Raw genomic sequence first — 24757 nt, forward strand, 5'->3', positions numbered from 1 at the left:
ATGGTGAGGGGCATGAATAGGAATGAGGAACGACATGTTGTATGTCGCTCCTCATTAGGAATTCGATATCAGACTCGACTTCTAAAACTCGCCAACGACTTGCCCATCTTTGCGGTTGATAAGTCGTTCGAACGTGGTGTTGGTACCGCCGCCGAGGTCGTCATCAATGTTTTCCGAGATGAAGCGGACGGCTCCGTCCCCCATCAGGAACTGAGCACCACCCTTGTGCAGACTGGAAAAGCCCTGGCGACCATCGGCGTTGCCACAACCGGTTCCGCAAAGGGCTGAGGTGTTGATCAGCGGGCCACCGCCAGCGACGACGCTGATAAAACCGTTCGCGTAATCGCCGTTATTGAGAACATCAGCATTGCCATTGTGTCCAAAAACGACCCCTGCTCCTAACGTGTTGTTTCTCAGCAGGTAGGCACGCTCGCCAACCAAAATGGTGTTTGACAGACCATCCGTGATGTCGCGGAAACCAATCTTGGGATACTTATTGCCTTGAACAATGTTGCCGGGCACCATGCTGCCTTCTGGATCGGCGCGGTTGATACTTCCTTCATCCATGGCTGCGAGATAGTTCGAGGTGGCCAACTGGACGTCTTGAGCATTGTTGCCGCTGCCGTTATTGATTGTCCATAAACCGTTGAGTTGAGGACCGGCATCGGACGGACAACGGAAGATGCCCAGCGGCTGTTGCATCGCTGCAAGTTTAGCAGGGACAGTCACAGCTTGAGAGAGTCGCTGGGGAGCACCCGGCTGAAGAGTATCGTAGAGGGCAGACTGTTCGAGCATGGGGAATAGAAAGACCGACCAGCTGTAGGAAGCATCGATGCCTTCGTCACCGCCGCGGCCTGGAACGGCAGGAACAGGCTCGCTCTCATAGCTGGCGCCAGGGAGGACGCCGTAGGTGTCGTGATAGTTGTGAAAGGCGATTCCCAGCTGCTTAAGATTGTTCTTGCATGTGGAACGGCGGGCCGCTTCACGAGCCTGCTGGACGGCTGGCAGCAGAATGGCAACAAGAGTCGCGATAATAGCGATGACAACAAGCAGCTCAATGAGCGTAAAGCCACTTCTGTGAATTCGAGCAGACATGCTAGATCCTCATTACTGTTCAGATATGATTTCGAGGCAAAGAAAGGGATCACAAGACGCCGGTGCAGCTCGAATGACGGGTATCGGGGAAACGAATGCTGGCATCGCGACTTCTACATCTATCTATCCGACAGACGAACCAGTTTTGACAGTGAATTCGCAAAACATTTCGATTTATTGATGTTTTCACAGAATCATTAATCGCTCAGCGGTGTATTACCTGTAAAAAGAGTCCTTTTGCCGCATAATTTGAGGAATTTCTTGCGGACACCAAACTATTCGTTTGGGCATAATATACGAAAGAATCTATTCCAATTCTCGCCGGGAAATCGCGAGATGAAATAGGCTCACAGGCCAGAATCTGAACAACCGGACAAGAAGAAGCCAAAACGCAAAGAAACTCAACTTCTCTCGACGAATTACTATTGTTGCTGGAAGTCAGCAGCAATCTCAGCAGCAGTCAACGGACGCTTGAAAAGAGAGACATCATCAATGTCTCCTAAGAAACTCAAGAATTGGCCATCGGGTGAGATGCAGTTGCCGATGAGAAGCGGAGCATCCGTTGATTTGACCGTGACATTGTCATGCTGTTTGACGAATTCCCCATCGAAGTACAGGGTGATTTCTGACCGCCCGAGGTCGAGTGGTTTCCAGGTGACTGCCACCTGATGCCAATTGCCATCCTGAAAAGCAAGATGCCCGACAACGTGTGGTTCATCGCCTTCGGTTCGGTAACCGACACCAAAGACATCATCCGCCTTGCGCCACCAGACATTCCAGGCCAGGGTTTTCTGAATGCCTCGTGAGATGAGGCGGGCGTCTTTGTGATCAAGGCCTTCAGTACGAAACCAGACGATGAGAGTCATCGGGCCGGTAGGATCAAAGCGAAGGGAATCTTCGACATTCAGTTCGACTCTGTCCTGTTCTTCTTTTCCACGGAACCGCAATGCCACCGCACCTGGAGCTCGACCAGCGACGGGAGTGGCTCCGAAGATTTTCCCACGACCAAAACCAAGATTCCCCTGTGCTTGGTTGAGGACATATTCGTCCCCCTCGCGAACCTCTTCAAAGGAATGACGCAGCACAAGCCCCTTGGCCCGATTGCGTTGATGCTCGCGGAGCTGGTGGATCGCTGCTGTCACCTGTCCTTGTTGCACCGAATCGGTGAACTCTTTTGCAGAAATGAAGGCCGAGCGATTGAACGGTAATGCGGCCGGGGGAACATTATCAGCTACAGACGCAGCTTCCCCGGCGTCAAAGCGGGAACTCAGTTCCGACTTGGGCTGCTCACCCGATGATTTCAGGACGATCGCTCCATCGACGACATGCAGTTCTGAAGGCTGGGTGTCATCATGACTGACCGCAAAGGACGTCCCAAGGTTATTCAGACGCTGTTTGCCCAGGAGGACTTCGACTTTCCCGCCGCCAGTTTCAACAGAAATATGCCCTTTGAGAAGGCGGATCGAATGACGCGAGAGAACGTCCACTTGCGAGCCCGCTTCCATCAGGAAACTGACTTTGTCGTTCAACTGAATCGATGCTGCCCCTTCGTCGATCGCAAGTCGACCAAAGCCCAGACGCTGGTCAACCTCTCGAAGCTCCTCGCGATACGCCAGACTCCCCCCCGTGACCGCCAGGACTTTGCCAAAACGATAAGTGTATTCAAACCAGTACCAGCCAGCCGCAACAAAAACGAGCGTGCAGAGCAGGCACGAGATGAACGCCGCAGCGGCAGCGCGATAGCGAGATTTACGTTCGAGGTCGTCGTTGGCGTCATTGATGACATGCAAGAGATGGGGGATGTCGAATTCATGATCGACGAGCCCGACTTGATCATAAAGGTCCGCATGGAGGTCAACATACTCCACGAAGGTCCGTTGGTAGGACTGATCCGATTCGAGCAGACCAACGAAGCGACCGCTGGCAGTTTCATCGAGCGTGCCAGCGCAATAGCCATCGAGCAAGACCAGGAACTCGGCTTGAACAGGATTTTTTTCGTTACGCATCACCACTCTCCAGATGCAGATGGCGATTCACGCAGCGATAGAGAGCGAGTCGGATGCGTTCGAGTTGACGGTAAATGGCTCGTTCGGATTGTTTCATTTGAGTGGCGATCTGAGAAACACTTCGGCCTTCCGAGTAATAGGCCTGAAGGACTTTCGAGTCGGCAGGGCCAAGGTTGGCCAGACACTGACGCAGCTGTTCACGTCGGAGTTCAAGATACTCGAAGTTGCCTTCCTGGATATGACGAATGTCATGAAACAGGTCGTCGGAGAAGGCGGTTCCCATGAATTTCTGGCTGGAGCGTCGACGTTCGTGGACACGCCTCGCGACTTTGAACGCGATCGAACAGGCCCAGCGGGTGAAGTCCGTGCCAGGAGTAAACTGGTTGAACTTACGCCAGAGGAGCAGGTACGTCTCCTGGATCGCGTCGTCAGCGTCGTTCTTATCGGGCAGCCAAGTGCGGATGCAGCGCTGAATCGGCTGGTGCGCAAGACTCAACTGACGAACGAAATCTTCCTGATCGTCATCAAGATCGTGATCGGAATTAAGATACAGACTTTCGTCCACGAGCAACGGCCGAGCTGAGAGGATTGACGATGTGATCGCGCCAAATAGACGGGTGCTATTAATCTATCCGACGAGGCTCCCAATTTTGACATGAAAATTCAAAGATACTTCGATTGAACGGAAAGCCTGTTCGTCACAAACCGCACTTAAGTGCTTTTCTCAATTGCACTTAGAATCGCCCTAAACAACTCCGGGTCGTCCGGGTTGTCTCCAAACCGGACGGCGAAGCCGCAAGAAACACGCCGAGCGCACATTGAACGCCCAATACCGTGTTTCTTCCTTACCGAGTCCGCGGGTGGTCCAGCCGTTCATGGCTGGATCGACAAAGTCGACAAGAAGCGAGCGCCATGCGGTTCCAATTGATATCGACGCAGTGAGTTTCGATTGGAAGCGTATGGGGACGCTTCTTGTGAGCTGCGCTCACCCAGCCATAAACGGCTGGGCCACCCGTCACAAGAAACACGTCGAGCGAGCGTTGGACGCCCAATACCGTGTTTCTTCCGTACCAAGACCGCGGGTGGTCCAGCCGTTCATGGCTGGATCGACGAAGTCGACAAGAAGCGAGCGCCATGCGGTTCCAATTGATATCGACGCAGTGAGTTTCGATTGGAAGCGTATGGGGACGCTTCTTGTGAGCTGCGCTCACCCAGCCATGAACGGCTGGGCCACCCCGTCGTGAGAAACACGTCGAACGCGTGTTGGACGTCCATTCCCGTGTTTCTTGCGTGCCGAAGCGGCACGCCCGGGTTGGGGACAACCCGAGCTATCCAGACAGAATTGCCTGCCATGCTTTTGGCTTGGGCGCGGTGATCGTCATCGGCTCTTTTGAGATGGGGTGGAGGATCGTCAGGGAGTGGGCGTGCAAGCCGATGGCGTTGGGGGGGAAGGGCTTAGGGCTTAGGGCTTGGGGCTTGGTAAGGCGACGAGAATAGTCGTTGTCATTGAGAATCGGGCAGCCGATGGCGGAGAGTTGGGCGCGGATCTGGTGGAGGCGGCCGGTTTCGAGCACGACTTCGAGTAATGTCGCCTGTTCGGTTTGTTGGAGTGTCCGGTAATGGAGGACGGCGTTTTGAAATCCTGTCGCGGGGGTATCTCGCGCGTCGACCCGTTTGGTTTGTTCGTTCTTTTTGAGGTAATGGGTCAAGGTTGCTTCGGCTTGCGAGGGAGCATTCGAGACGAGGGCGTGATAGATCTTGATCGTCGATTTGTCAGCGAACTGAGCAGACAGCCGAGCCGCGGCTTTGGACGTCCGGGCATAAAGCAGAACACCGGTCACGGGCTTATCGAGACGATGAACGACCCCCAGGAAGACGTCCCCGGGCTTGTTGTACTTCTGTTTGAGGTAAGTCTTGGTATCGTCAATCGCAGACGGCTGGCCCGCCGCCGCCCCCTGCGAGGCAACGCCAGCGGGCTTGTTGATGGCGATCAGATGGTTGTCTTCGAAGAGCGTGTGCATGCCGGGAAGGGCTTAGGGGAGGAGAATGTATTAGTAGATTGGGCGCAATGGATCTTCGCAGATTTTGGGTAGGAAGTCTTGAGATTAGCGGTGAAGCGAGCTGGCTGTCAAAGCGCGTTGATCCACCCAAGAATTTGCTGAGCGTCCGCGGGCTTGGAGGCGAAGTGCTCTGCGCCGAGGGCTTCGGCGTGGCGGACGAGGTTGAGGTCGGGAGAGGCGCCGGTGACGACGATGACCAGAGGCTTGGGCTTGACGTGCAGGCTGATGTGGCTGAGAAGTGTCAGGCCTCCCTGGGCTGAGAGCATGCCGAGTTCGTCGCGGATGAGCATATCCGAGATGACGACGTTGACGTGCGAATCTTTGACGTACTGAATTGCCTCAGTCGCGGTGTGAAAAACAACCACGCGGTGGCCGTCGTCTTCAAGCAGTTGTTGCCAATGCGAAGCAAGCTCACGGTCATCTTCAAGCAGAAGGATTTTCTTCACTCACGTTTCCCAAAAACATCCAGAATGGGCCGCAAAAACTGTAGCAGGAAAAGTCATCACACAACAGGGAAGCCAAGACAATCACGGCAAACCCCACCTCCCTTGCACACTCAGGATTCAGATAGGAGTTCATGGATCGTTCGATGCAGGACACTCGTCGTTAACGGCTTATTCAGACGCGGGATCGCTTTCAGGTTGTGGGGAATGCTGAATTCGCGATCATAACCAGAAACAAAAATGATAGGGATCTTGTTCGCCAGCAAATGATCGGCGATTTGGAAGGATTGGTCCCGACCTAAATTGATATCGAGAATAGCGATGTCGATCTTGTTTTGCTGAAGCATCTCAAGGGCCGTCAACTGACTGCCGGAGGTCAGGACGGATTGGAATCCCAGGCCAGCCAGTGACTGCTCGACTTCAAAGGCGAGGACGGCATTGTCTTCGAGGACCAGGGCGGTCAGTTGGCGATCATGAAACGTAGGGACATCCGTCGGAGGTATCGGTTCTGGCTGCGAACTCTTCGAGCTGTCTGGCAATGATCGAATATCGCGGGCACGACCGATGACGGACGGAGGCAGCCAGAAGTTGGCTTCGAACTGATCGCCGTTGAACGCCAGCGAGGCACGACCGCCGCATTCGTGAGGCAGGGCGCGTTCGATGAGTTTCAGTCCGAATCCAGAACGACGAGGTTGAAGGGTCTGTCCCGGTTGACGCTCTTTCCAGTTGATCGTGAGGCCGGAGGCGTCGCTGGTCCAGGTGACTTTGAGTGAGCCAGCCTGGGAGGAAAGGACGCCGTACTTGACTGTGTTCGAGACGAGTTCGTGAATCACAAGTGCCATCACAGGGGTAATGTCATCTCGCAGCGCAACCGACGGGCCAGTGAGAGTGACATCATGCTGGGCATGAAAGAAGGGGCGAAGCTCCGTTTCAAGGAGTTGACGCAAGCTGGCCCACTGCATGCCCGAGCCACCGATGAGTTCGTGAGCCGTGACGAGGGCGGAGATGCGGCGATCAAAGGTCGCAAGAAAGTCTTCCAGAGAGGTTGCCGTGTCTTTGGTTTGTCGAGAAATCGAGCGAACCAAGGAGAGGATATTTTTGACGCGGTGATTGAGTTCTGCGATCAGAAGATCCTGATAGCTCTTCTGCTTGCGCCAGTCGTCGCGAGCCGTGCGAGTGTCGTGGAAGACCGCTTCGAGCATCGCGATGCGAAGTTCGGCTGCCGTGCGCAGGTCGGTTTGTGTCCAGGGAGCACTGCGTCCGCGGACGGTCTGACGGTATTCAGAAAATGAGGCTCGCGGGTGAAGGCGCGGGCCATTCGGTCCGAACTCAATCCGTTTCTCAGGCATTCCTGCCCAGCGAACTTCGCTGACGAGTTCATGCCGGAAGAAGAGCAACTGCGTTTGAGAGGCGTCGTCAATGGTGAGCGAGAGAACACCCGCCATGCCGTTGAGTTCCGCTTCGTCGAGACCAGCGATGTCGGGTATCGCGACCATGCTGTCGATCGGGCAGATCTCCTGTCGGCATTGTTGAGAAATCAGTCGGATGACGTCCGAGTTGGAAGGAGTCTTTCCAAATTTCACAACAGCTTCATTGCTGACAAACGCCAGACCATCAGCCTGCACGAGGTCGACCAGATCCTGCCAGTTGTGAGACAGTAATTCTGCGATGGAGTCATAGCGGTTGGTCTTGAGCTCTTGTCGGAACAGCAGCGCACGGTTGCGACCTTCCAGAGATCGCTGTTCGAGTTCCTGGGCGAGCTGGATCGAGAAGAAGTAGCCAAAGAGTTCTGCGATGGCGCGAGTTTCGGGGGGGAGTCTTCGCGGGTGATCATGGTGAAAGGCAAACAGCCCCCACAGCTTGCCACCGACGATGATGGAGAGGTTCATCGTCGAGCGGACATTCATATTCGCAAGATACTCGGCATGAATCGGGGAGATGCCACGCGAGTAACAATAGGTCATGTCGATCGGCTCGGGCAGGCTGTTGAGCAGCTCTGAGTGAGGATCGCGAATATCGCCAATCACACGGATCGGGATTTGAAGGGCCAGTTGGCGAACCTGCGGCGGAATGTCGTACGCGGGATAACGCAGGCCGAGAAACGAATCAAGACCGGGAGCAGCCGCCTCCGCGACGACTTCTCCTGCATCATCAGGCAGAAACTTGTAGCACATGACGCGGTCAAACCCGGTAAAACGACGAAGCGTCCTGACGGCCGAGTTCAAAAACGTCTCGAGGTTGCGGTGGTGATCGAGTTCGGAAAGCATCGCGCGAACACGCACGACCGAGACGGCGTTCGCAGCGGAACCTGCTCCCAGGCGTTCGATTTCCAGGATGGCCAGCTCGCTGACTTCCGGCCGACTATCATCTGTAGTGGTGTCATTGAGACGCGAGACGAGGTGAATCGCCAGATCGCAGGAGATGTTGCCGAGCTGCCAGCTGCCAAGGCGTTCACGCTGGGTTCGAATCGTCGGCAGCCCCATCGCGCCACGAAGATTATGGAGGAGTTGGCGGTCGTCAAGGAGATCCCCCAGACGCTTGCCAAACAGGTGAGACGCCCCCTGCTCGACTGCTGATTTTGAACCAGTTGGCGCATTGCTTGTCCGCACAGCGCCCCCGACGAAGTCAGCGATGTTCGTTGTGTGAGCAACGATCTCGAACGACTGAGGATCGAAGACGATCAGGCCAGCAAACGACTGGACGCGCCCCGGGCGATGGACTGGTTCGCGGCTGCAGTTATCGAGAGCAAGTTGTTCGGGTGTATGCATGGGAAAAGCCATCAGTCAAAGCAATGAAGACCATCGGTCAATCACACACGTCGCTAGTAAATGCAAAGGACGTCGATGTGATTGGTCAAAACGGATTCGGTCCCAGCGTGGAACTAGGAGAAAGAGCGCTGCCTGAGGAACTCATGGGCTGCCTGGAAGACTTCGAGAGCCGCCTGAATCGCGATATCCGGATCGACAACCGAGGCATTGAGCGCCTCGATCACTTTGGGCCAGCGCTGTTTAGCATCGCCTGGCGTAGCAGACAGATAACGAGTCGCGCTCACCTCGGGGAGCTGCCTTTTGAGAGTCTTGAGCAGATGAGTTGCCCCCATCACCGAGCCTTCGAGAACATAGACTCGCCCCCAATGAGCACTCGTCGAGGTCGTGTTTGACCAGACCGGCAGGGACGGTGCTTCGGGGATTGTGACGTCGGCAGCAAGTTCGCACAGGTCATTCGCAATGAGCTGTTCGATCGAGGGATCGCGCGCCAGATCAGGGTGATGCTCGCTCAACCAGGTGAGGCTCTCCCGAGAAGACGCGTGGAGGAAGTGCATCAGTTCGAGATAGACCGAATAGCCTTGCGGGCTTTCAAAGAGTCGACGTTCTCCCAGGGAGTCGTCGAGCTGATGATGTGCCGGTGACGTGGCGGCACGAAGCTGTTCTCGGGGCGTTAAAGTCGTCGTTGTCATACGTCCAAACTGCAATGCGTCAAACAGGAAATGATCGGCGTTGACGCGAACATAGGTCAACGCACAACTTCGACGCCGGGCACGCGACGACGCATCCTGCGAGGTCTGGCTACGGTGTTTGACAGCGAGTCTTCAGCTATCGGGCGACATCACGTAATGTCGCGGACGGCGCGGTGAAATGCAAGGGGAGTCGTAAGGTTTACAGCCTCTATTACGACGGAAAGCACCCGGCGAAAAGACTGGCCACACAGGACGCCGTAGCTCGGAGTGACACGATATCCTGCTGAAATAACGGCCTGTGGAATCACTCCAACAAACCGTCATCCGGGCCACTTCTCGGTGTCCTGCGTGAACTCTGTGGCTACTTTCGTCTGATCGGCCTCAAGCACCGGTTGGTTTCGCATTGCGATGCACCAGCGTGCCGATTTTCTCGCCCGCGACGGCTTGTTCGATCGTCCCTTCCTTGCGGAAGTTGAAGACGAGGATCGGGATGCCGGAGTCCTGGCAGTGGGCGATGGCCTGGGTGTCCATGACCTTCAGTTTTTGAGCAATGACATCATCGAAGGAAATCTCTGAGTAACGCAGAGCGTGCGGATTCTTTTCGGGATCGTCCGAATAGACGCCATCGACTTTGGTCGCTTTGAGAATGACGTCGGCATTGATTTCGCGGGCACGCAGCGCCGCTGCAGTATCAGTGGTGACGAACGGGCTGCCTGTCCCCGCTGCGAGGATGACGACACGTCCTTTTTCCAGGTGACGAATACAACGACGACGAATGAATGGTTCAGCAACGGATTCCATATGGATCGCAGTCTGAACACGAGTTGAGACACCGATATGCTCAAGGGCAGCCTGGAGGGCCATGCCATTGATGACGGTCGCGAGCATCCCCATGTAGTGAGCCTGGGCGGGCTCGACCATGGAACTGGCTGAAGAGAAATCGCCGCCACGGAGAATGTTACCGCCGCCAGAAACAATGGCGATCTGCACACCTTTCTGAGCGATGTTTTTAATCTGCTGAGCGACGTTCCCAACTTCGGTCATGCTGATCCCGCCTTGACGATCGCGGCAGAAGCTTTCACCAGAAAGTTTGATAAGAACACGCTTGTAAGCAGGAGTCGTCGGCATGGCGGAGTCTCTGTTTGAAAATCGAGGGCGACGAGCGCGAGAAAAAGAAAGGCGCTAGTCACTAGGCGTTGGGCGCTAGGAAGACTTTCTTACCTATCGCCTATTGACTAACGCCTAGCGCCTAATCACTAGTTACCAAGCACCCACATGGTGAAGGCCTTCGGCTTAAAGCCGGCGGCTTCGAGAACCTGCTGGACAGACTTGGCTTCGTCTTTGGCGAAGGCTTGCTCAGCCAGAACGCCTTTGTCTCGGAAGAAGACCGACAGCTTACCAGCGACAATTTTGTCAATGATGTTTGCTGGCTTGCCGGAAGCTTTGATTTCTTCCGTCAGGCGAGCGCGTTCGGTTTCGATTTCCTGCTGATCGAGTTCCGCTGTCGTCGCGAAGATCGGCTTGAGTCCTACGATGTGCATCGCGACATCGCGGAGGACCGGATCTTCCTTGAGAGGACCTTCAGCCTGGAAGACGCAGGCGGTTTTGCCATCGTGGTGGATGTAATAACCAACGGGACCCTGAAACTTCGCAACGCGAGCAACGACGAACTTCTCACCGATCTTGTTGACGAGTTCTTCGAACTGATCTTTGAGTTTCACGCCATTGTAGGTCTGCTCGAGCAGTTCTTCGCCGGTCTTGGCGCCCGGGCCGTTGAGCATCTGGTTGACCAGCGCTTCGCCCAACGCCAGGAACATCGGAGCACCAGCGACAGGAGCAGATTCGCAAGCGAATTCGACCATCGCCGCTTCGGTCTGATCTGGTTTGACAGCAACAAAGATGCGGCCTTCCAGAGCAGAGTTATTGGCGCGTTTTTCGATCAGGCCTTTGACCTGAGACTTCAGGATTTCCATGGCCTTGGCTTCATCGCCACCAGCCTCGGTGAGGGCGGCTTTGACGCGCATCAGCGGGAGGTCGGTTTTTTCTCTGAGTGCTTTAACGGCGGCGGCGGAAATTTCGGCCATCGGATTCTCCTGAAACGGTTGACGATGATTATGTGATGAAGAACGCCGACATCGCGGCGAGATAAGCTTGAGAGGGCATTAACGCCTGACTTGAAAAGCCAGAGCAGCCACGCCAGATCGGAATGCGGCCCCGGTCATTGGCGAAGGCTCGCAAGTAACGATAGCAGATTTCACGTAGCAGATAGAAGACTGACGCGCCGGATGCAATCGAGGTTCATGTGTTCTTCATGAGCCCGGGTACGCCTCAAGTCATTCCAAACATTAAAGACACAGGGGGTTTACACCCCCCGCTCGCCTTCAATCAATTACAGCGAAGGAACTGGCTTGTATTGTTCCTGAGCCTTGCCCGAGTCTTCTTTTTGTGGAATCGCTGATTTCCCAGCGTTCACAGCAGCAGCCAGGTGGTTGATGATGTAGGCGATCGATCGCATGGAGTCGTCGTTGCCTGGGATTGGCAGGTCGACTTGATCTGGATCGGAATCGGTATCGATCAGAGCAACCGTCTTGATGCCCAGAAGCTTGGCTTCTTTGACAGCGTTGTGTTCCTTGGTCGGGTCGACCATGACGATGACTTCTGGCATGCGGTTCAACTCGCGGATACCGCCGAGGTTACGTCGCATCTTGGTCAGTTCGCGGTTGATACGAGACTGAGCCTTCTTCGAGAACGCGTTGATTTCGCCAGTCGTCTCGAGGTGATCGAGCTCATCCAGGCGACGCAGACGCGAACGGATGGTTGAGAAGTTCGTCAGTGTCCCACCCAGCCATCGCTCGCTGATGTAAGGCATGCCGCACGATTGAGCAGCTTCAGCGACCAGACCAGAAGCCTGACGCTTCGTTCCAACGAACAGGATCAGGCTGCCTTGAGAAGAAACCTTTTGCAGGTACTTCTTGGCACGCAGCAGAGCGCGGACGGTTTCCTTCAGGTCGATAATGTGAATCCCGTTGCGGTGACCGTAAATATACGGACGCATTTTGGGGTTCCAGCGAGACTTCTGGTGACCGAAGTGAACACCGGCTTCGAGAATGTCTTTGACGATAATTTCATTAGTATTCGTCGGTTTAGCTTCAGCAATCGACATGGATCATTACCTTTCTTGCCCACAAAAAACGCGATCAACAGGCGTCAAATAGCCTGTTGAGGGATTTGTGAGCGGATGTTGCCGAACCTTACACATCCACGCAACATGCGTGGAATTCAGGTTTTAGGGACTGTCGGGCCCCGAGACGGCGTGTCAAAACAGAACGAAACTATACCGCCTGATCGACGTAACTTCAAGCCACTGAGGCATCAACGACCAAACGAGCCCCGGCGAGTGACCAGCGCGTTATCGCACTAATGCGAACTGGTGATCTGAAATTCGCTCAATTTTCGAGGAGGTGAATTTCGTGTCGTGGTCGAACCAGAGCATGTCGCCGTTGCGGGCAATTTCACTCAGCAAGCGCAGCTTTTGACGTCTCGTCACGAGCAGTTCCAGGTCAAATGCCATGCACCAGGTGACCGAAAGATGGGTTGTCGTGGCACAAATATCCCCCAGATACCAGCCAACCCCTTCCGAGGTTTCGACCCGGATCGCCTGGTGGCCCGGTGTGTGACCGCCTGTTTGATGCAGCGTCAGGCCGGGCAGGACTTCGTCATCCCCTTCATGGAGCACGAGTTGTCCCGTCGCCTGAAGAGGCTTCAAACGCTCGGAGTCATAGGCTCCACGGAACTCCACCGCATTGGACATCGCCTGATCCCATTCCGTCTTCTGGAAGTGGTATTGAGCGTTAGAAAACGTGGGAGCCCATTGGCCGTTTTCGCCCAGCGACGTTGTTCCGCCTGCATGGTCGAAATGGAGGTGCGAGCAGATGACGTGATGAATATCAGTCGGCTTGAGTCCAATATTCCCCAGCGACGCGGAGATCGGACAGCCGGAGAACAGGTCGTGATGAGAATTGAAACGCTCCGGCCAGCCGCTGCCATAACCAGTATCAATGAGGACATTCTGTCCGCTCAGCTGTATGAGGCGGCAGTTAGTCGACTGGAGAATGCGATTCTGTCGGTCAGCCGGGTAGGTCTTTTCCCACAACGGTTTCGGGACGATTCCGAAGATGCTGCCGCCATCAATGCGGTAGTCGCCGCCGGAGACCGTGCGGGCGGAAACGATAGGTGACTTCACGGGAAAGGCTCTTTTCACATCCAGAGTCCGAGCGCTGCAATTTTGAATCTAGCGGGGGCCGAATTTAACGGTTGTAACGATCGTGACGCGGGAGTATCTTGAATGGAAGTCCTAGTGACTTCAAATCTCATGGCGTTTGTGAAGTTTTATCCGTTCCTTTTTGGGCCGAGGTCCAAGATGTCCCGATCCGTCAATGACCTGCTGGAAGGCCGATTCACCGACGACTGGTATCGCTTTCTGTTGAGCCGAACGCTTGTGCTCGCCGGCCTGCTGGCTGTCTGGCAAATCGCAACTTGAGAATTCTTTGCTGCCCCGCCTATGCTTTCCCTGGATGACTAAGCAGTCGCTCGCGAAGACGCAACCTGCACTGTTCCCATCTGATATTGATCAGAGTCAGTGACGAGAGCGCTTCGACACGAACTCCCCTTCGAACCTGCCCGAACCTCCGCTTGTCTACACGCCAACTCCCCACCCTTTGCGCCTTCGTGACTTTGCGTTAAAACTAAAACAAAAGCCAAAACTCTTCCCAAGCCCTAAGCCCCAATACCTAAGCCCTACAACCCATGTCCCTGTTCCGCCCGCAAGTTGATTCGATGACCGCCTACATCCCCGGCGAACAGCCTCAGACGGCCGGCTGGATCAAGCTCAACACCAACGAAAATCCCTATCCGCCTTCGCCTGCCGTCGTAGATGCCATTCAAAAAGCCGCGACCACCAGACTCAACATGTATCCCGACCCGCTGTCGACGAAGTTTCGTCAAGCAGTCGCGCCGCTGTTTCATGTCGACCCGGACTGGGTTCTCCCAGGCAACGGCTCCGACGAAGTCCTGATGATGATTCTCAAAACATTCGTGGATCCGGGCGAAGTCATCAGCTTCCCTTACCCCAGCTATATACTCTACGGCACTCTCGCAGAAATACAGGGAGCCCGCTTCGAACACCTGTCCCTGAACTCAGACTGGTCGTTCAACACAACCGCCTGCCAGCCCGTCGTCGACCGTTCAAAAATCGTCTTCGTCCCGAATCCCAACTCCCCGTCGGGCAATCGCTGGTCAGACGACGAACTCAGCTCCGTTCGCCCCAAAAAAGGCATCCTTCTCGTCGACGAAGCCTACGGCGATTTCGCCGACACGCCACACCAGGGCGAGTTAGTCCGCAACGACGCCAGCAAAACAACCATCGTCACCCGCACGCTAAGTAAGTCGTATTCACTGGCCGGAATCCGACTCGGCTTTGCCATCGCTCACCCGGATGTCATCGCAGGGATCCGCAAAGTCAAGGACAGCTACAACTGCGACACCCTCGCCCTCGCCGCCGGAACCGCAGCGATCACCGATCAGACCTACATGCTCCAAACGCGGGCCAAAATTCTCTCGACACGCCAACGCCTTGCCGATGCCCTGCCAGCCCTCGGCTTCGACGTCACCCCGTCACAAGCCAACTTTGTCTGGACTCAGCACGAATCACGACAACACAAAAAGATCTACGAACTCCTCAAGGAGCAGAAAATCCTCGTCCGTTACATGAAATTCGACCGCCCCGAATCCGAAGCCCCCCTCGGTTCTACTCGCGACGGCCTCCGCATCACGATCGGAACGGATGACGAGATCTCACAGTTCCTGGACATCCTCAAACAAGTCGTCACGAAACTCTAGAATAGACAGCAATTGCATAACGTCTTTTTATTTCGGCGAATTACGAATTCCTAATTACGAATTACGAGCTTCCATGCCACGCACCGCATCCATCTCGCGCGACACCGCCGAAACCAAAATCAAGCTGACCTTCAACCTCGACGGCACCGGCCAGCACAACATCGCGACCGGCGTCGGCTTCTTCGATCACATGCTGACCCTCTTCACCCGCCACGGTCTGTTCGACCTCGACCTGCAAGTCGATGGCGACATTCATGTCGACTTCCACCATACCGTCGAAGACACCGGCATCGCCCTCGGCCAGGCCCTCAAGCAGGCCGTCGGCGACAAAAAAGGGATCAACCGCTACGGCCACTTCACTCTCCCGATGGAAGAGACGATGGTCACGACCGCCGTCGACCTGTCCGGCCGGGCCTGGTACATCGACAAATACGCCTTCAACGCCCCCAAGATCGGCGACTTCGACACCGAACTCGTCTTCACCTTCTGGCAGGCCTTCAGTGCCAACGCCTTGATGAACCTGCACCACCTCCTCCACTACGGCAACAACAATCACCACATCAGCGAAGCCCTGTTCAAAAGCACCGCGCGAGCGATCAAGATGGCGATCGCGAACGACCCGCGGGAGACAGGCGTCCCGAGTTCGAAGGGCGTTCTCTAAAATCCGGGAATCACCTCCTTCCCCAAATCCGGGTAGTCCGGGTTGTCCCAACCCGGACGGCGAAGCCGCAAGAAACACATCGAGCGCGCGTTGGACGTCCATTCCGTGTTTCTTGAGTACCGAGTCCGCGGGTGGTCCAGCCGTTCATGGCTGGATCGACGAAGTCGACAAGAAGCGAGCGCCATGCGGTTGCAATTCCAATTGATGCCGTGAGTTTCGATTGGAAGCGTATGGTGACGCTTCTTGTTCGCGGTGCTCACCCAGCCATGAACGGCTGGGCCACCCGTCACAAGAAACGCGTCGAGCGCGCATTGAACGCCCAATACCGTGTTTCTTGCGTGCCGAAGCGGCACGCCCGGGTTGGGGACAACCCGGGCTACCCAGAAGTGGAAAACAATCGCAAACCGACGGCCAAAACAATGATTTCCAACTGCAATCCCCGGTCGTTTGCATCCTTGCTCAGATTCATCATAATGGCATGATCTGATGCACTGACATTTTGGTATTTGATCCGCACATCCACGCTGAGTTTCCGCGTTACCCTGCAAAGCGAACATCCATGAAAAGCCGCGTTCTCGTCACTGACAACCTTTCTGCTGCGGGTTTGGAAATTCTCAACAGCCACCCGGATATCGAGCTCGATGTTCGCTCAGGCCTGTCGACCGAGGAACTCAAAGCAGCCCTGCAGGAAGCAGACGGAATCATCATCCGCTCGGGAACCAAGCTCAAAGCCGATATTCTGGCGGGCCAGCGTCGCCTCAAGGCGATCGTGCGGGCTGGTGTTGGCGTCGACAATATCGATGTCACGGCAGCAACCAAAGAGGGCATCATCGTCATGAATACGCCCGCGGGGAATACGATTTCCACCGCCGAGCAGACGATCGCGATGATGATGTCGCTGGTTCGAAACATCGCTCCCGCACATGCCAGCATGAAAGCCGGCAAGTGGGACCGCAAGTACTTCACCGGTTCGCAGCTGGCTGGCAAAACGCTTGGCGTTGTCGGCTTGGGACGCGTCGGAATAGCTGTTGCTCAACGAGCGATTGGCCTGGAAATGAAAGTCCTTGGGTACGATCCATTCATCTCGGCTGACCGCGCCGCAGAACTGGGAATCGAGCTGTATCGCGATATCGATGAGATGATCGTCAAATGCGACATCGCGACCGTTCACACCCCCCTCAACGACCAGACCACCAACCTGCTCAACAAAGAGCGCCTCGCGAAAATGCCAAAGGGGGCTCGCGTCATCAACTGTGCCCGCGGCGGGATCGTCAATGAGAACGACCTGGCGGATGCCCTCGAATCAGGTCACATCGCCGGGGCGGCACTCGACGTCTTCGTCAGCGAACCACCGGAAGCTGGCAACCGTCTCATCGGCCAGAACAACATTCTGCTGACACCTCACCTGGGTGCCTCCACCGAAGAAGCTCAGGAACTGGTCGCTCTTGAAGCCGCTGAGATCATCGTCAACTTCTTCGTCAAGAATGAAGTCCGACACGCCGTCAACATCGCACCGGTTTCCGCGTCGGAAATGCAGGGCGTCAAGCGTTATATCGACCTCGCTTATCGCCTCGGCTTACTTCTCGGACAACAATCCGAAGGACAAGGCATTAAGTCGGTCCAGCTCCAATACAAAGGGGATGTCTCTGGTCGTCCGACCAAGCTGATGACCTCGGCGTTTACTTGCGGTCTGCTTCATCTGGCGCTCGGCGACCGCATCAATATCGTCAACTCACAACTGATGGCCAGCGAAAGACACATCGCTGTCCAGGAATCAACGACAAAGGACTCCGGCGACTTCACCTCGCTCATCCAGGCCACCGTCGAAACCGACAATGGCAAAGTCTCAGCCGCAGGGACCATCTTCGGCAACGAGTACCTGCGACTGGTCCGCCTCAACGGCCACCAGCTCGATGCCTACCTCGATGGCATTCTGCTGATTTACCGCCACCAGGACAAACCCGGCCTCATCGGCCACTTGGGAACGATCTTCGGCAAGCACGGCATCAACATCGCCCACCTCGCCCTGGGTCGCGAAAAACTCGGCGGGAACGCGGTCGCGGTGGTGAACCTCGACTCAATGCCTTCCGACCAGGCCGTCAAAGAAGTCAGCGGCACGCTGGACGTCAACGCGGTGGATATCGTCAAACTGCCAACAGCGGGGGCAGGACTGCCTTGGCTGGGGCTGTAGGGCGAACGCTACCAAATCCTCTGCACACCGTACGCATCCAGCGCAGTGTCGCAGCTGAGAATGGCATGGCCTTCAACAAGAGCCTGTGCAACAAGCATGCGATCGAATGGATCGCGGTGGTGGAGTGGCAGCGTAATCAATCTTGCTGCATGAGCCGTTAGAATCGGTAGGACAGCAAACTGACTTTCATCAACTGCAGTTCTGATAAACGTCTCAAACGGCACCACAAGTGGCAGCTTGCCAATCGTGACCTTAATCGCAAGTTCCCAGTAACTTACCGGACTGACGAAAACGTTATTTGTTGGGTCTTCGATGAATAACTGAGCTTTCAGGCTCAGCTGTGAATCATTTGTTGCGAACCAGAGCAGCGCGTGAGTATCCAGCAGCAGATTCACATATACTCCTCAAAATCTTTCAGATGCTCATCATCCTCAACGACTGCCCCTACCATATCTTTACATAGCCCCGGCACGCGCGGCTTACGCTGAGTCTGCGAAACCACCAAGGTCGCGATGATCTTTTCATCGCGCGTGATCTCAAGTTTGTCGTCTGGTCCGAGGCCATTGAGAATCTCGCTCAGAGTGGCCTGAACGACTTCGATATCAACTGTCTTTGTCATCTGTTTCTCCCGACACAGGGTTGAGCCTGAATTCTATCCCCTGGTCAGTCGCCTGCCGAGATCAACTGCTTAAATCCGTCCCAGCAACATGCTGGTCTGCTTCTGAATATCTTCAGGCCACGTCGCAATCTGCTTCCGGACGCCTTCGTAATCATGGGCGAACAGAGAGCGGCAGGCTTCTTCGTAGCCCGGGCGGTCGCCGCTGAGGTTGGTCCAGAAGCGGTAGACGGATTCTTCGACGTCTCGCTGACGATCTGCCGTCGCGCTCTCGCGCATCGAAAGTTCGACAACTCTCCGCAACGCAGCCGAGGCACCTCCCGATTGCTTGTTGAGCCACTCCCAGTGACGTGGCAGCAGCGTCACTTCGCGAGGCTCGACCCCGAGCTTAGGACGACCACGGCGTGGCGTCTCGGGTTCGTCGATCGTCACCTGATATCGCTCGCGAACCTCGTCGACGGAGCCGCGCAGATCAAAATCCACAGTCCGGCTGGTCTGATCGTCGAGCGTCAGGATCGACGCTTCAGGATGTTGACCAAGATAGATCCTGACTTCAATGGCGACATCGACCTGCCGACCTTGCGCAAGGATGCGATCATCCAGCCAGGCGGTGCAGGAGAAGGGCTGTTCAGACATGAGTATGGCTTCCTGAAGGGAATTAATATCCGGATATAAATGCTATCGAAATAATACCCGGATAAAATCATCTCGATCAAGTCGCAAACCCGATTTTCTTCCGAATTTGCCCCAAGCCCGGTAGCATGAGGAAAACGCGATCACGCAGTTTCCCCCTCGAGATACACCATGACGAAATTCCCCGGCTTCCCCTCCGAGACGATCCCGTTCCTCAAAGACCTTGCCGCCAATAACGATCGGGACTGGTTCGCAGAGAACAAAGCCCGCTACGAAGCCGTCGTGCTCGAACCCTCGCTCGAATTCATCGAAGCGATGCAGCAGCCTATCAAAAAGCTCAGCCCGCACTTTCTGGCTGTCCCGAAGAAAGTCGGCGGATCGCTGATGAGGATTTATCGCGATACCCGCTTCTCGAAAGACAAGGCCCCCTACAAAACCAACATCGGAATTCAGTTCCGACATGAGTTCGGCAGTGACATTCATGCCCCGGGGTTTTACGTTCACGTCGCCCCCGACGAATGCTTCCTCGGCGTCGGCATCTGGCATCCCGAGAAAGAGCCACTACGGATGATTCGGCAGGCAATCCTGGATGACCCGTCTGCCTGGAAGAAAGCAACTCAGTCAAAAGCCTTCGCAGACGTCATGCAACTCGGCGGCGATTCTCTCAAACGAGCCCCCGCTGATTTCGATCCCGCTCACCCGCTCATCGAAGACCTGAAACGCAAAGACTACATCGCAGGCGGCCCGCTGACCGTGAATGAAATCACTTCGCCAAAACTGATCGAGACACTGATTACACGATTCAAAGCAGGCTCTGCGTTGATGAAATTTCTGTGCCGGGCTCTGGAAATCCCGTATTAACTTGAGCCGATTTCACGGCGAGTAGCGTGTGTGCCACGACTGTGCCAGCCGTGCCGGTTACTGATAGACACCCATTTCCACGTCCGACACGGCCGTGCCACCTAGTCTTCTCCCCACCTTGCCAATACTCCCTAAACATCTCTCGGAGCGATATTTCACGACAATAAATCGTCAATTGCGTACAAACCCAAGTGTCGACGGCAAAGAAAAACAATGAACTTCTCTTAAAGAACAGTGGAGAAACGGTTTCGTTTTCGAGATTAACCATGTTAGAATTTTGACTTGTGTTGACTTCGGGGTCTTGGCCTGGATGCTGTTTCCCGTCGTTAAACCAGTCCTAAAAGTAACAAGGTTGACGGTGCGATGAGTTCGACACCAGATCAACAAAAGCCATGACGAAGTCGTGATGATGTCTGCAGAAAAAGAACAAGGTCAGTCCGTCCCTCCTGAAAATCAAACACCAGAGACGGTGACAACGACCGATACGATCATCACCAGCCCCGACATGGCTGATGCCGCCGGCGCGACGGTCGATGCCGTGACTGCTGAGGCTGCTTACGAGCAAGCCAAAGAGGCGCTGACTGACCAGACCGAAACAGTGCCGGCAGACGTCGCGGAGACAATCGAGTCTTCAAACCTCTCCGCCAATGCAGAGACTCAGGTGGCCATTGATTCGGCTGTCGATCCTGCTGCAGGCCCTGAAGCGGAAGTCGAGAATCAACTGACGGAAGACGTCGGCTCAGGCGAGACACCTCGTCCTCGTCCGCAACTGAATCCCTCTGCTGGCCAGAATCAGCGAGCGATCCCCAGCCTGGGTGATGTTTCTGAAGCTCATCTCTCAGCCTCACAAACGCCTTACGCAGGGCCGGTCGAGATTCCACGCGATGCTGACGTTGATGACGACCTCGAAGCCCAACTGGCCGCTGCCATGGGTGGCGCGGAAGTCCCTGCCCACGTCACTGCCCCCAAAGACGAGTCAACCCTTTCCTCTGGCGATCGCGTCAAAGGCATTGTCCAGTCGGTCCATGCTGACAACATCATCGTCGACCTGGGCTATCGCAGTTCCGGCATCCTCGCTGCCAATCAGTTTCCTGAAGGCAAAGCTCCCGCTGTCGGCGATAAGCTCGAATTGATCATCGAGAAGGTCGCTCCGACCGAAGGCCTGATCTACGTCAACCGCACTTCAGGACCTCGCAAGATTGCTGGCAACTGGGACGCAGTCGCTGTCGGCATGATTGTGGAATGCACTGTCACCAAGACAAACAAGGGCGGCCTCGACGTCACGGTCTCTGGCCTGCGTGCCTTCATGCCCGCCAGCCAGGTTGACCTTGGCTTCCATAAAGACCTCGAAGGTTTTGTCGGACAGAAGCTGCAAGCCAAAGTCACTGACGTCAAACCGGAGAAGCGGAACCTGATCGTTTCCCGACGTGCCCTGCTGCTCGAACAGCGTCAGGAAAACGAAGCCTCCGCCTGGTCGAAGCTCGAAGTCGGCCAGGAAGTCCTGGGGACCGTCAAGACCCTCAAGGATTACGGCGCGTTCGTCGATCTGGGCGGCGTGGATGGTCTGCTTCACGTCGCAGAAATCACCTGGAACCGCATTCGTCACCCCTCCGATATCCTCTCGGAAGGCCAGCAGGTCAACGTCAAGATCCTCGGCCTCGATCCTGAGAAGAAGAAGATCACCCTCGGCATGAAACAAATGCTGAGCAATCCCTGGGACAACGTCGAGAACAAGTATCCGAAAGACGCGACTGTCACCGGTAAGGTCACGAAGATCGCTGACTTCGGTGCCTTCGTCGAACTGGAAGATCAGGTCGAAGGGATGATCCACATCAGCGAACTCGACCACAAACGCGTGGGACGCGTCGCTGATGTCCTCAAAGAAGGCCAGGAAGTCAGCGTCAAAGTTCTGGAAGTCAACAAGAACAAAAAACGCATCTCCCTGTCGCTGAAGGCCTTGATCGAAAAACCAAAACCAGCCGAACGCCCAGCCCCCGCCGAAGAACCAGAAACTCCCGTCGTCCCGCGCAAACAAGCCGCCAACCTCAAAGGCGGCAGCAGCTCGGGAACAGGACGCGGGCTGTTCGGGAATCCAGGCGATTACCGCTAAGCAGTCGCTGAAACGAAAAAGCCCTCGAAGAACTTTTCGAGGGCTTTTTTTATGCGCAGTTCGCAACAAACACCGTCAGTCCCGCTACGTTTTCTTCTTCGTTGGCGTATTCGCCAACTCCGCAGCTTTCGTCTCAGGCGGCGGCGACGGTTTGGCAGCATCCGACGCGTTCACTGGCTTGCTTTCCGGCGTCGGCTCGCTGGCCTGCTTTTCCTCAGGATAACCGCCTGCGTTTTTTGTCTTCTTGGAGTCTGGTGACATGGCTGCGCTGCCTTTCTGAATCCTATGTTCAAGAGTTATCGCTATTGCAGCACGGTAGATGACTCGATGCAAGACGCTCCTTACACACCAACATTCATAAACACCTTCAGCGCCTTCCCTGATTCCAGCAGATCAATCATCTCCTGATACTTCTCAAACCCGCTGATGGGGTGGGTCAGGATTTTTTCGGTGACGCCTGGGTAGGTCGCTTCGCCGATGGCGAGGGCCTGGACGCCGTCGCGGAAGTGGTCGACGGAGGCGTTGACGCTGCCGAGCATCAGTTTGTTGCCGAGGACCCATTCGAGGTTGATGCGGTCCGAGGGAATGGTCGTCGTGCCTTCGCCGCCGGTGATACTGGTCAGGACGAGGGCGCCGTTGAGGTTCAGGTGGAGCATGCAGTCGAAGGCGATTTCGCTATTGCCGGTGGCTTCGATGATCAGGTCGGGCTTGCCGTGTTTCTTGGCGAGGTCTTCCAGTGAGATCTCCTGCGTGCTGATGTAATGAGCGCCATAGTCTTCTGCGATCTCGGCTTTGAGGTTACCAGCCTTTTTGCTGCGGGCGATCGTGTAGACTTCGATCCCCTTCAGCTTCAGCATCATCGACGAGAGCAGCCCGATCTGACCAGAGCCGATGACCCAGGCGATCTTCGGCGACCAGACCTGCAGACGCTTCTGAGCGAGGTAGGCCTGTTCGATGGCTTTGGCACAGATACTGGCTGGCTCGGAGAGGACGCCGAGCTTCTTCATCCCTTCCGGGACTTTGACGACGTAGGTGTCTTCTTCGACGACGAACTCGGTCATGTAGCCGTGACGCAGGTTGATGCCGCGTTCGTAGTAGGTCGTGTCGCTGGTGATGTCGTTTCGGCCGATCTGATCATAGATCGTCGGGCCTGGACGGCGCACGGTGCAGCTGACGTAATCGCCGGCGGTGACGTGCGTTACTTTCGGACCGACTTCAACGACCTGTCCGAACAGCTCGTGGCCGATGACCAGGAACTGGAAACCATCCGGCGGGTTGCCGTAGAGCCCTTCGTTGATCTCCTGATCGGTCGCATCGACGCCGACTTGCAGCACCTTGATCAGAACTCCCCTGCCCCCTTCGATCTGGCTGACGGATGGCTTGTCGAGATCGACGACGTGAATACTGTGCTTATTGCGAGGCCGGACGGCGACGGCTTTCATGGAAGATCATCCTATAGCAACGGCGAGAAAGTCGCGGGGAGTGAGGGCGGTGACAACGAAGAAACGACCAGACGGAGGGCCCATCGTCAACACGCCATCATAAAGACCTGACGCTGTTTGACCAGTCAAGCCTCCCCAGAAAGCCACCGTCACATCAATAGCAGCTTGTGCATCAGCAGCATGCAGAATGAACTCGGCTCACCCTGCCACCATCGTCCTGACAAAAATCAGTCCGACTCCCCTGGAAGAAAAACTTCGCCGACACACGTCTGACCAGTTAGGGAGATATTAGACACTCTGTCTGACAGAATCCTGTCAGATTGAGTTTGCGGAATACTCATTGCCTGACGTATTTATAGGTATCACATCTTACGGGTCGGCGATGAACGAGGAAGAGTTTTAGATGACGCAATTCTGCTGCGAAAATCATGACAACCCCAAAATTCTGGAATTGAAGTGAGGTGTGGAATGGTGAATTCGGACGACAAAGAGCAGCAGGACGAGCGAAATCATTCGAGTGCATTTTTCTGGGGAATCTGGATCGTTGTGGGGCTAATCGCGATCGCCCTGATCCTGCCTGCGATTCAGCAGGAAAGGAATGGCGGACCGAGGAATTATCTGAAAAACGACCTCAAACAAATGGGGATCGCGATTCATAATTATCATGACACCTACCAGTCATTGCCACTTTCGACAAGAAGCAGTGAGGGAGCCGCGATGCATGGGTGGCAGACATCGATTCTGCCGTTTGTTGAGCAGCTTGAGTTGTATGAGTCGATTGATCTCAGTCAACCATGGGATTCGCAGGTGAATCGCCAGGCATTTCAAACTGTTGTTCCGGGATATCTGCGGAGAAGTGGAGATCATAACCTACCGCGAAAAACTGTGTTTCAAGACGTCGATCCGAATACCGGATATGCCCTCACGAACTTTTCAGCGAACAAGAATGTGATCGACTTCGCTTCCGCGATGACCTTTTTACAAATCACGGACGGCCTGTCGAACACACTCCTGATGGGAGAAATTCGAGACAATTCGCCACCATGGGGGCAGCCGGGGAATGGGCGGGATCTGACTTTAGGGATTAATAAGAGTCCGCAGGGTTTTGGTGGCTACAGAAATGATGGTGCGAACTTCATGCTTGCCGATGGAGGCGTTCGGTTTGTGAGCGAGAAGATCGATCCGAAGGTGCTGGAAGCGCTGGCGACGCCGACGGGTGGGGAGACGGTGAGGGAGGAATTTTGACAGGGGACCTGTTCTAGTCAATCGCGAAGAAACTGTCGG

General features: G+C 55.3%; 23 protein-coding genes. 7 read left to right on the forward strand and 16 right to left on the reverse strand.

What is annotated here, in order from left to right:
- Positions 1 to 81 precede the first annotated feature (81 nt).
- The 11 genes from SH248x_RS14300 to SH248x_RS14350 form a co-directional block, all read right to left on the reverse strand.
- Positions 82 to 1095 (reverse strand): DUF1559 family PulG-like putative transporter, encoded by a 1014-nt coding sequence (locus SH248x_RS14300; RefSeq protein WP_459554961.1) that lies wholly within the window; start codon positions 1093 to 1095, stop codon positions 82 to 84.
- Between the two features lie 422 nt (positions 1096 to 1517).
- Complete coding sequence (locus tag SH248x_RS14305; protein ID WP_459554962.1) at positions 1518 to 3101, reverse strand: LamG-like jellyroll fold domain-containing protein; 1584 nt, start codon at positions 3099 to 3101, stop codon at positions 1518 to 1520.
- Complete coding sequence (locus tag SH248x_RS14310; RefSeq protein WP_459554963.1) at positions 3094 to 3666, reverse strand: sigma-70 family RNA polymerase sigma factor; 573 nt, start codon at positions 3664 to 3666, stop codon at positions 3094 to 3096. The genes SH248x_RS14305 and SH248x_RS14310 overlap by 8 nt, the downstream gene beginning before the upstream one ends.
- Positions 3667 to 4429: 763 nt before the next feature.
- Complete coding sequence (locus tag SH248x_RS14315; RefSeq protein ID WP_459554964.1) at positions 4430 to 5122, reverse strand: RluA family pseudouridine synthase; 693 nt, start codon at positions 5120 to 5122, stop codon at positions 4430 to 4432.
- A 107-nt stretch (positions 5123 to 5229) separates the two neighbouring features.
- Positions 5230 to 5607 (reverse strand): DNA-binding transcriptional response regulator, encoded by a 378-nt coding sequence (locus tag SH248x_RS14320; protein WP_459554965.1) that lies wholly within the window; start codon positions 5605 to 5607, stop codon positions 5230 to 5232.
- Positions 5608 to 5717: 110 nt separating this feature from the next.
- Positions 5718 to 8372: an HWE histidine kinase domain-containing protein gene (locus SH248x_RS14325; protein WP_459554966.1), complete on the reverse strand. Its 2655-nt coding sequence runs from the start codon at positions 8370 to 8372 to the stop codon at positions 5718 to 5720.
- Between the two features lie 113 nt (positions 8373 to 8485).
- Positions 8486 to 9121, reverse strand: coding sequence for a biliverdin-producing heme oxygenase (locus SH248x_RS14330; protein WP_459554967.1), 636 nt, complete (start codon positions 9119 to 9121; stop codon positions 8486 to 8488).
- Between the two features lie 321 nt (positions 9122 to 9442).
- The gene (gene pyrH, locus SH248x_RS14335; protein WP_459554968.1) at positions 9443 to 10189 is read right to left on the reverse strand and encodes a uridine monophosphate kinase; all 747 of its coding nucleotides are present in this window, start codon (positions 10187 to 10189) and stop codon (positions 9443 to 9445) included.
- Positions 10190 to 10317: 128 nt separating this feature from the next.
- Entirely contained in the window at positions 10318 to 11145 is an 828-nt protein-coding gene (gene tsf / locus SH248x_RS14340) for a translation elongation factor Ts (RefSeq protein WP_459554969.1), read from the reverse strand.
- A 305-nt stretch (positions 11146 to 11450) separates the two neighbouring features.
- Positions 11451 to 12224, reverse strand: a complete 774-nt coding sequence (rpsB, locus tag SH248x_RS14345; RefSeq protein WP_459554970.1) for a small ribosomal subunit protein uS2 — start codon at positions 12222 to 12224, stop codon at positions 11451 to 11453.
- 246 nt (positions 12225 to 12470) lie between these two features.
- On the reverse strand, positions 12471 to 13304 hold the full coding sequence (locus SH248x_RS14350; RefSeq protein WP_459554971.1) for an MBL fold metallo-hydrolase: 834 nt from the start codon (positions 13302 to 13304) through the stop codon (positions 12471 to 12473).
- A 563-nt stretch (positions 13305 to 13867) separates the two neighbouring features.
- Between SH248x_RS14350 and hisC the strand changes: the two genes are divergently transcribed.
- The 4 genes from hisC to serA all read left to right on the forward strand — a co-directional run bounded on the left by hisC (position 13868) and on the right by serA (position 17811).
- Entirely contained in the window at positions 13868 to 14959 is a 1092-nt protein-coding gene (gene hisC / locus SH248x_RS14355; RefSeq protein WP_459554972.1) for a pyridoxal phosphate-dependent aminotransferase, read from the forward strand.
- A 73-nt stretch (positions 14960 to 15032) separates the two neighbouring features.
- Positions 15033 to 15620 (forward strand): imidazoleglycerol-phosphate dehydratase, encoded by a 588-nt coding sequence (gene hisB, locus SH248x_RS14360; RefSeq protein ID WP_459554973.1) that lies wholly within the window; start codon positions 15033 to 15035, stop codon positions 15618 to 15620.
- 146 nt (positions 15621 to 15766) lie between these two features.
- Positions 15767 to 16102: a hypothetical protein gene (locus tag SH248x_RS14365; RefSeq protein WP_459554974.1), complete on the forward strand. Its 336-nt coding sequence runs from the start codon at positions 15767 to 15769 to the stop codon at positions 16100 to 16102.
- Between the two features lie 77 nt (positions 16103 to 16179).
- Entirely contained in the window at positions 16180 to 17811 is a 1632-nt protein-coding gene (gene serA / locus SH248x_RS14370) for a Rossmann-fold NAD(P)-binding domain-containing protein (RefSeq protein ID WP_459554975.1), read from the forward strand.
- A gap of 8 nt (positions 17812 to 17819) precedes the next feature.
- On the opposite strand, the gene SH248x_RS14375 is transcribed toward serA, so the two are convergent.
- The 3 genes from SH248x_RS14375 to SH248x_RS14385 form a co-directional block, all read right to left on the reverse strand.
- Positions 17820 to 18206 carry a type II toxin-antitoxin system VapC family toxin gene (locus SH248x_RS14375; RefSeq protein WP_459554976.1) on the reverse strand — a complete coding sequence of 129 codons (387 nt, stop codon included), beginning with the start codon at positions 18204 to 18206 and terminating at the stop codon, positions 17820 to 17822.
- Positions 18203 to 18430 carry a type II toxin-antitoxin system Phd/YefM family antitoxin gene (locus SH248x_RS14380; protein ID WP_459554977.1) on the reverse strand — a complete coding sequence of 76 codons (228 nt, stop codon included), beginning with the start codon at positions 18428 to 18430 and terminating at the stop codon, positions 18203 to 18205. The genes SH248x_RS14375 and SH248x_RS14380 overlap by 4 nt, the downstream gene beginning before the upstream one ends.
- Positions 18431 to 18499: 69 nt before the next feature.
- Positions 18500 to 19063 carry a DUF2239 family protein gene (locus SH248x_RS14385; protein ID WP_459554978.1) on the reverse strand — a complete coding sequence of 188 codons (564 nt, stop codon included), beginning with the start codon at positions 19061 to 19063 and terminating at the stop codon, positions 18500 to 18502.
- 168 nt (positions 19064 to 19231) lie between these two features.
- Here SH248x_RS14385 and SH248x_RS14390 point away from each other — a divergent pair, with 168 nt between their 5' ends.
- Positions 19232 to 19921: a DUF2461 domain-containing protein gene (locus tag SH248x_RS14390; protein ID WP_459554979.1), complete on the forward strand. Its 690-nt coding sequence runs from the start codon at positions 19232 to 19234 to the stop codon at positions 19919 to 19921.
- A 406-nt stretch (positions 19922 to 20327) separates the two neighbouring features.
- Positions 20328 to 22031: a 30S ribosomal protein S1 gene (locus SH248x_RS14395; RefSeq protein ID WP_459554980.1), complete on the forward strand. Its 1704-nt coding sequence runs from the start codon at positions 20328 to 20330 to the stop codon at positions 22029 to 22031.
- An 84-nt stretch (positions 22032 to 22115) separates the two neighbouring features.
- Here the strand turns inward: SH248x_RS14395 and SH248x_RS14400 are convergent, their stop codons facing one another.
- Positions 22116 to 22292, reverse strand: a complete 177-nt coding sequence (locus SH248x_RS14400) for a hypothetical protein (protein ID WP_459554981.1) — start codon at positions 22290 to 22292, stop codon at positions 22116 to 22118.
- 80 nt (positions 22293 to 22372) lie between these two features.
- Positions 22373 to 23473, reverse strand: coding sequence for a glucose 1-dehydrogenase (locus SH248x_RS14405; RefSeq protein ID WP_459554982.1), 1101 nt, complete (start codon positions 23471 to 23473; stop codon positions 22373 to 22375).
- Positions 23474 to 23941: 468 nt separating this feature from the next.
- Between SH248x_RS14405 and SH248x_RS14410 the strand changes: the two genes are divergently transcribed.
- On the forward strand, positions 23942 to 24718 hold the full coding sequence (locus tag SH248x_RS14410; RefSeq protein WP_459554983.1) for a DUF1559 family PulG-like putative transporter: 777 nt from the start codon (positions 23942 to 23944) through the stop codon (positions 24716 to 24718).
- The last annotated feature ends 39 nt before the right edge of the window (positions 24719 to 24757 follow it).

This window comes from Lacunimicrobium album, assembly GCF_052161635.1.
Classification (GTDB): domain Bacteria; phylum Planctomycetota; class Planctomycetia; order Planctomycetales; family Planctomycetaceae; genus SXPC01.